We start from the raw sequence: 7,163 nt of genomic DNA on the forward strand, positions 1-7,163 counted from the left end.
TAGCTCAGTCGTTACAGGGTCACTCAATCACCTCGGTCAGGTGGTCATTCACCAGCCAGTCGCCAATGCTGTTCATCACCACCCGCTCCCGACCGACAAATCCGTGCGCCGTGAAGGCCTGGCAGTCGGGACCATGCGGATTGCTCTGACCCTTGACCCGCATGATCGGGATAATGCCTTGGTACTTTTCCAATGGTGCAAAGGGTGTGAGATCGCAGGGATCATCCTGGTGATGCACCAGGAGCTGTCGCATCGATGCCTTGGTCAGATCAATCCCATACAAAACCAGGCCTATTTCCCGGTGCGGCTTCGTGATAGAAGAGGTATGAATGACAGCGTCCACCTTGCCGCCCAGCTTGAGCGCGAGTATCTCGGTTGACACTGTTCCGTAGCTAGTACCGATCAAGGCCACCTTGACTTGCGGACCGACGATGGCCTTGAGCGCCTCGATCTGCGCTTCAACATCGCGCACCTGTTTGTCGCTGGCCCGATAACTGTCGCCGCAGTCCGCGAATTGGTCCGAAGGACAATCAAGCGTCGCCACCGCGATGTCGTTTGACACCAGATGACGCCGGGCCCGAACCAGGAAATTCCCTTTCAGCCCATACTCGATGACGCCGTCATTCTGAGCCAATCGAAGGATGCCGGGGTAGCCGGGAAAGGACACCACCAGCCACTTTTCACCCTGGGTTGCTTTGCGGCTCAGCAGGGAGCGCTGATAGACCCCCTCGCGCGGGGTGGTTTCGACGATTTGCTCGGTGAGCCCTTCCGCTTGAGGATTGCCAGCGGCAAAGGAGGGCGCTATCTGCGCGCCCATAAACGTAAGGGTTGCGGCTGCATAGACTATCAATCGCATTGCTGTTCCTTTGTCCGGGTTATACGCAAAGACAGGCCTCAATCAATTTACGAATTCATACTAGATTAGTATCGCTTTAATGAATAGGAAGATTTGTTGAAATTGTCCTTCTGCATCGCCTCCAGATGAGGGGTTCAGGTGAGCACTGTTCGAGCTCCGCAGCAGCTTGCGGTTTGTACGAGCTGTCAGGGCATTCGCTACCCCCGGCGAACTATATTCAAGCGATGCGCGTCGAATAGGCGCGTCAATTAGTTTTAATATGTGTGAACGCAAAACCCGACCATGTCATCCGGTCGGATTGAACGTTGTATCGCTATTCCTTGATCCGGGAAAACGCATGATCCTTGCCGCAATCGCTCTGTTCTGTCTGGCCGCCCTGCTTGGCCTGGGGCTCGTGGTTTGGGCGTGCGCTATCGGCGTGGCTCCCGGACCTTGGCGGCGGGGCACGCCGGCGTCGCCCTGCTGGGCCTGATCCTGTTGGGAAAACATATCCTCAGCAGTCCCATTCAGGTGTTGTACAACGATGCGGCGCTACTGTTTATTCTGGCACTGCTCGGCGGCTTGGTTTTTCTGGCCCTGCGCATGGGCAATCACGAACATCGCCCGCCACCGCCGATGATTGGCGTCAGCCTCCACGCGGCCATGGCCATTACGGCGCTGCTGCTGTTGGTGTTGGGGTACACGCATCGCTGACCCCGGCATTGCCTGCATATGGTTGAACCTGCCTGTCTATCTGGAGTCACTCTGATCACCAATATTCACAAAACTTCTGTTCAGGTCAGGTCAGGCCGCGCGGCAGGTTTTTGTCTATTCACGTAATTAATCAGGAGAATGTCATGGGTGAGCTAATCAGTTTCAAACGACCGGACGGTCAGGATGCCAAAGGCTATATGGTTGAGCCTGCGCAGGGTAGCAGCGCGCCGGGGATCGTGGTGATCCAGGAGTGGTGGGGTCTGAACGACCAGATCAAAGGCGTTGCGGATCAATTTGCCGCGGCCGGTTATCGCGTGCTGGTGCCCGATTTGTTTCGCGGCAAACTGACGCTGGATGCGACCGAGGCCGAACATCTGATGAAGGACCTCGACTTCGGTGATGCGGCGGGCCAGGACATTCGCGGCGCGGTTCAATACCTCAAAAATACTGGCAGCCCCAGGGTCGGCGTGAACGGCTACTGCATGGGCGGCGCCCTGACGGTGCTCGCGGCCGTGTTCGTTGCCGAGAGCGATGCCAACACCACCTGGTACGGCTATCCACCGCTCGAATACGTGGATGCCGCCAAGATCAAGGCGCCCATGCTCGGCCACTGGGGCACCCGCGACCAGTTCTTCGCCATCAACGGTGTCGACGCGCTGGAAGAGAAACTGAAGCAGGCCGGCGTCGGCCATGAGTTCTACCGCTACGATGCCAAACATGCCTTCGCCAACGAAGAATCCGATTCCAGGAACTTGCCGCCACTCGGTTATAACCCCGAGGCTGCAAAACTTGCCTGGCAGCGGACCATCGCGTTCTTCGACAAGCAACTGCGTCAATAGAAAACTCATGCGCAAGGCGCGCGACTTCGCGTTCTTTGAAATTCCCCTTCTGCGTCGCTTCGTCTGAGCCGGTCGGGCGTGATGTTCCGGTGAGTACTTTAGAGCGCTACGCGCGATAGTTGAGTGCCGGGGACAGCCCGGCAAACCATGTTCAAGCAATAGCTGCCCTGGCTAAACGCTTTGAGACGCTGACGACACGCTCCGGAATCGGCAATCCGCTTCCGGACAGCCGACGCAAGACGCATCCAGCCTCGCGTTGCGCGTGTTGATGGCCTCCAGTTCCTTCTTGTCCATAACGCAGTGCAAAGACTGGAAAGCTCCGCAGATCAGGCCATTCGGACCATCCGCTTCCAGATTGAGCTTGAATGCCCGCATAAAACTGGTGGAGGCCTCGGTCTCATAGCCGGATACCAGCACCTCGAGCTGGCGCTTTCCGGGCTGGGAACCGGCGGGGCCGGTCAGGCGCCATTCATAGTCACGCACAATCGAATTGCCAAGCGCCGCGTCCACGGGAATGGCGATGATCCACGGAGTGTGCGAGCGCAGCACCGGAATCTCCTGCGGATCGATGTCCGGAACAGGAAAGTAATAGATCATGCTTCGCGCAGGATCCTCCGGGTGTTCATCATGCACGGTCAGAAAAGCCTTGAGGGAAATCAGGTGCAGGTCGAACGGGTTGGCATTGATCAGCCGGAACAGGATGTTCGGCGTCTGCTTGAGGCCGTAGGAGGGATTAAATACCGCGCCGTCGGAGAGGCGCAAATCAATGGCCGGCTTGATCAGCTTCGCAGTGATTACCGCCTGGAAGATCATGTTGAGAACCAGGATGGCAAAGGCATGGGCGAACAGGATCGTCATCACCACGAGGTTCGGGTTATCCCTGAACGGAGTCGGCGCGGCATCCTTATAACCACTCAGGTTGAAACTCGCGATGACCGCCCGTTTCAGCAGGCCGAATCCCTCTGCCAGGGTACCCGGCAAGAGCACGGCATAAACCGACAGAATGGCCAGGGTGACGACACCCACCAGGGCAATATAGGTGACAAAGAGCGTGACGAGCGACTTGCGATGGAAATTCGGGAGCCAGGGCAGTTTAGAGATCATGGGGTTATTTTAGAATTTTTGATGATAGGCAAACCACGAAGCCAGCATTGACCCCGTGCGTGTTCTTGCTGATTCCGCAATGGGTTCAGGTTAATCCAATTACCATTTTCGAGACTTTCGCCTTTAATTAATTGGTGCGCTATTTTAACTTTCACCTTTGCTTGCACACAAGCCAGCCACTCCATTCATGGTGATCGATAGGCGAGCACTGTTCGAACTCCGCAGCAGCTTGCGGTTTGTGCAAGCTGTCAGGGCGTTTGCGCAGCCCCCGCCTGAGCGGTTCTGACGAAGGCATCCCGAAGGGACGGCACAATGGGGTGGCCTTCTTTCGGGTTACCTTTTCCTGGCCACACAAGAAAAGGTGGCTAGCCCCGGCAAACCATGCTCAAGCGATGCACGTCGAATAGACGCGCCGATTAGCTCTGGCATGCGTTAATGCAAGACTTGGCCGTAACTACATGGTGCCGAACCGTGGCCTGTCCCCTATTTGTTTTCACCGCGACGGAGCGGCATTGATTTCAAGCTGCGCTACTGGCTGACCGGATGAGTCCTGACCGCGTTGCGGCCAGCCGCTTTTGCCTCATACAGCGCGGCATCGGCCCTGCGAACGATGTCGTCGATGCGCGTGTCATCCGGATGGCATCTGCAGAGTCCGGCGCTCATGGACAGGGGGACGCTGCCGTTCGATGCACGGAGATTCACCCGGCTCACTTCTTCACGGATTTTCTCGGCCAGCACAATTGCGCCAGACGGTGGCGTTCCCGGCAGCAACAGCCGGAATTCATCGCCCCCCGCTCTGGCAAAAATGTCCTGCTCGCGCAGGTTGGCCGTGACAATCTGGACGAATTTGCGCAGCGCATCATCGCCGGCTTCGTGGCCGAGCGTGTCGTTGATTTTCTTGAAATGATCGAGGTCCAGCACCAGCAGGGAGAACGCTTCGCCGGTGCGCTTGAAGCGCGCGAATTCCTGGTCGGCCAGTTCGTAGAAGGTGCGCAGGTTCACAGCGCCGGTCAGGAAATCTTCCCTGGCCGCCTGCGCGAGTTCGTCTTCCAGGCGCTTGCGATCGGTAATGTCGAGTATCACCCCCGAGATGCCGTCGGGCCGCCCATCCGCTTTGTGAAACACCGACTTGTAGAAGATAACATCGTGGACGCTGCCGTCGGCGTAGCGCACATTGGTTTCGTAGGTTTGCGTCCCGCCGTCGGCCAGCAGATCGCGATCGGCCTTCTCGTAGATGGCGGCCAACTCGGCGGGGGCGACGTCATAAACGGTCGCGCCGATGATTTTGGCTCGCGGCAGGCCGATATAGCTCTCGAATGCGCGATTGCAGGCAATGTAACGGCAGTCCTCGTCCTTGATGAATATCGGACTCGGCAGCATGTCGATCGCGTTCTGGATACGCCGGGCTATATCCGGATCAGTTTGCTCGTCTCTCAATTTCAGAAGCCTCCATTTTTCTTCGTCCTTGCGCGCCCAATCGACCCTTGAGATAAATCGAGCCTGGCCCCGTTAATTGGAGCAATTCATCGAGTGATACAAAATCCGGGGTTAGGTCTCAATACTATTCGGTTAATTACCAATATCCCATACAAATTGAGTGGCTATTATGATGCTTCTGCACAAAATCCTGCTTAAGCAGGCAGTATCGAGACCTAATCCCATCGTGGCAAGACCGGGCAGCCGGGTGATAGTGGAAATAGGGATACAAAAATAGCCACGCGCAACGCGTGTGACTCAAGGTTTTTTGAACTTCCCCTTCTGCGCCGCTTCGTCTGGGCCGGTCGGGCGGGAGATTCAGGCGAGCACTGTTCGAGCTCCGCAGCAGCTTGCGGTTTGTGCAAGCTGCCAGGGCGTTTGCGCAGTCCCCGTCTGAGCGGTTCGGACGAAGGTATCCCGAAGGGACGGCGCAGTGGGGTGGCCTTCTTTTGGGTTACCTCTTCTTGGCCACACAAGAAAAGGTAACTAGCTGCCGGGCTACCCCCGGCAAACCATGTTCAAACGATACACATCGAACGGGCGCGTCAATTTGATAATTGGTATGTGTTAATGAAAGACCTGGCCCCGAAGTTTCCCGTGCCGCCCTGGTTCACGACGCGATGGATTGAGTTTTCAGTGATAATGTGAGCGGTACCGATTATCCCGAAATCACATCACATGACAGTTGAAGGCCACCCTATTCCGACCCACTCTCCCCACCTATTCAAAGGCTTTGCCGCTGCGGCTGCGGTCATCGTGATCTGGTCCGGGTTCAACCTCGTCTCCCGGCTGGGTGGACGCAGCCCGCTTACACCCTATGACATGGCTGCCCTACGTTTCGTCTTCTCGGGGCTCGTATGTCTGCCGTTTGTGTTGATCCGATGGCGACGCCTCAACTGGCAGCGACTCGCCGTGCTGGCCGCATTTGGCGGCATGAGCTATGGCTTATTCGTTTACGCGGGCTTTTCACTTGCGCCGACCGCCCATGCGGGCATTCTGGTCAACGGCGGCATTCCATTTGCGACTGCATTGATTGCCTGGCTCATACTCGGGAACCGCCCTGGCGTCCGGTCTGAATTCGCCCTGCTGGTCGCAGGTTTGGGGATCGTGTTGATCGGCATCCACAGCTTTGGTCAATTTTCCGGGGCACCCGCCCATCAATGGGTGGGGGATGTGTTCTTTCTCCTTGCCGCAATCTGCTATGCCAGCTTTGGCTTGTTGCTCAAGCATTGGCATGTCTCGCCCCTCGAAGCCACGATCGGTGTCGCCGTGATTTCAATGGTTTGCTACACGCCTGTTTATCTCCTGTTTCTGCCCAAGGCCATCACCACCGTTCCCCTGTCCTTCATCCTGTTGCAAGGCGTGTATCAAGGCATCCTGGCTGCCTCGATTGCCGGCCTGCTCTTCGCCTACGCCATACACAACATCGGAACGCAGCGAGCAACCCTCATGCTGGCCATGGTTCCTGGTATCTCGGCAGTCGCCGCCGTACCCTTGCTGAGGGAATCCCTCGATGCCGTGACCATTGCCGGCGTCGTGCTTGTGACGATCGGCGCTGTTCTGGGCGCTACACATCAATCAGCAAAATGAGGATAAAGGGCGAACGATCTTGGAGTCAGGTCTTGCCACAAAAAGCCACGCGCAACGCGTGTGACTCAAGGTTTTTTGAAATTCCCCTTCTGCGCCGCTTCGTCTGAACCGCTCTGGCGGGAGCTTTAGGCGAGCACTGTTCGAGCTCCGCAGCAGCTTGCGGTTTGTGCAAGCTGTCAGGGCGTTTGCGCAGCCCCCGCCTGACCGGTTCGGACGAAGGTATCCCGAAGGGACGGCGCAGTGGGGTGGCCTTCTTTTGGGTTACCTTTTCTTGGCCAAACAAGAAAAGGTGACTAGCTGCCGGGCTACCCCCGGCGAACTATGCTCAAGCGAGACGCGTGGCATTGACGCGCTAATTAGCTTTGGTATGTGTTAATGCAGACGGTATCTGACCCTGGGTTATTTTTGAATTGTTTTGGCTTATGGTTGAGGCAAAAGGCAAGGCCTGACCCTGTGAACTCCAGGCCTGACCCTGTGAACTCCTGAACTCCTGAACTCCTGAACTCCTGAACTCCTGAACTCCTGAACTCCTGAACTCCTGAACTCCTGAACTCCTGAACTCCTGAACTCCTGAACTCCTGAACTCCTGAACTCCTGAACTCCTG

7 protein-coding genes are annotated in these 7,163 nt (G+C 56.8%); 3 read left to right on the forward strand and 4 right to left on the reverse strand.

The genetic code is table 11. The features are described 5' to 3' along the window. Positions 1-19 precede the first annotated feature (19 nt). Positions 20-856, reverse strand: a complete 837-nt coding sequence (locus ACYCZJ_RS00215) for a hypothetical protein (protein ID WP_461552207.1) — start codon at positions 854-856, stop codon at positions 20-22. A 405-nt stretch (positions 857-1,261) separates the two neighbouring features. Here ACYCZJ_RS00215 and ACYCZJ_RS00220 point away from each other — a divergent pair, with 405 nt between their 5' ends. Both ACYCZJ_RS00220 and ACYCZJ_RS00225 read left to right on the forward strand, forming a co-directional pair. Beyond that, the gene (locus ACYCZJ_RS00220; RefSeq protein ID WP_461552208.1) at positions 1,262-1,549 is read left to right on the forward strand and encodes a hypothetical protein; all 288 of its coding nucleotides are present in this window, start codon (positions 1,262-1,264) and stop codon (positions 1,547-1,549) included. A 143-nt stretch (positions 1,550-1,692) separates the two neighbouring features. Further along, positions 1,693-2,388, forward strand: coding sequence for a dienelactone hydrolase family protein (locus tag ACYCZJ_RS00225; RefSeq protein WP_461552209.1), 696 nt, complete (start codon positions 1,693-1,695; stop codon positions 2,386-2,388). A 171-nt stretch (positions 2,389-2,559) separates the two neighbouring features. Here ACYCZJ_RS00225 and ACYCZJ_RS00230 read toward each other — a convergent pair whose 3' ends face one another. After that, the gene (locus ACYCZJ_RS00230; RefSeq protein WP_461552210.1) at positions 2,560-3,492 is read right to left on the reverse strand and encodes a hypothetical protein; all 933 of its coding nucleotides are present in this window, start codon (positions 3,490-3,492) and stop codon (positions 2,560-2,562) included. Positions 3,493-4,020: 528 nt separating this feature from the next. Further along, positions 4,021-4,929, reverse strand: a complete 909-nt coding sequence (locus ACYCZJ_RS00235; RefSeq protein WP_461552211.1) for a sensor domain-containing diguanylate cyclase — start codon at positions 4,927-4,929, stop codon at positions 4,021-4,023. A 717-nt stretch (positions 4,930-5,646) separates the two neighbouring features. Here ACYCZJ_RS00235 and ACYCZJ_RS00240 point away from each other — a divergent pair. After that, the gene (locus ACYCZJ_RS00240) at positions 5,647-6,558 is read left to right on the forward strand and encodes a DMT family transporter (protein ID WP_461552212.1); all 912 of its coding nucleotides are present in this window, start codon (positions 5,647-5,649) and stop codon (positions 6,556-6,558) included. Between the two features lie 356 nt (positions 6,559-6,914). On the opposite strand, the gene ACYCZJ_RS00245 is transcribed toward ACYCZJ_RS00240, so the two are convergent. Continuing rightward, positions 6,915-7,163 (reverse strand): hypothetical protein (locus ACYCZJ_RS00245; RefSeq protein ID WP_461552213.1); only part of this gene is annotated, 249 nt, incomplete at its 5' end.

The sequence above is a fragment of the Sulfuriferula sp. genome (assembly GCF_054605375.1).

Bases quoted from the DNA above. Each gene is read 5' to 3' on its own strand.
- ACYCZJ_RS00215 (WP_461552207.1), bottom strand. From the start codon at position 856: ATGCGATTGATAGTCTATGCAGCCGCAACCCTTACGTTTATGGGCGCG.
- ACYCZJ_RS00225 (WP_461552209.1), top strand. From the start codon at position 1,693: ATGGGTGAGCTAATCAGTTTCAAACGACCGGACGGTCAGGATGCCAAA.
- ACYCZJ_RS00230 (WP_461552210.1), bottom strand. From the start codon at position 3,492: ATGATCTCTAAACTGCCCTGGCTCCCGAATTTCCATCGCAAGTCGCTC.
- ACYCZJ_RS00240 (WP_461552212.1), top strand. From the start codon at position 5,647: ATGACAGTTGAAGGCCACCCTATTCCGACCCACTCTCCCCACCTATTC.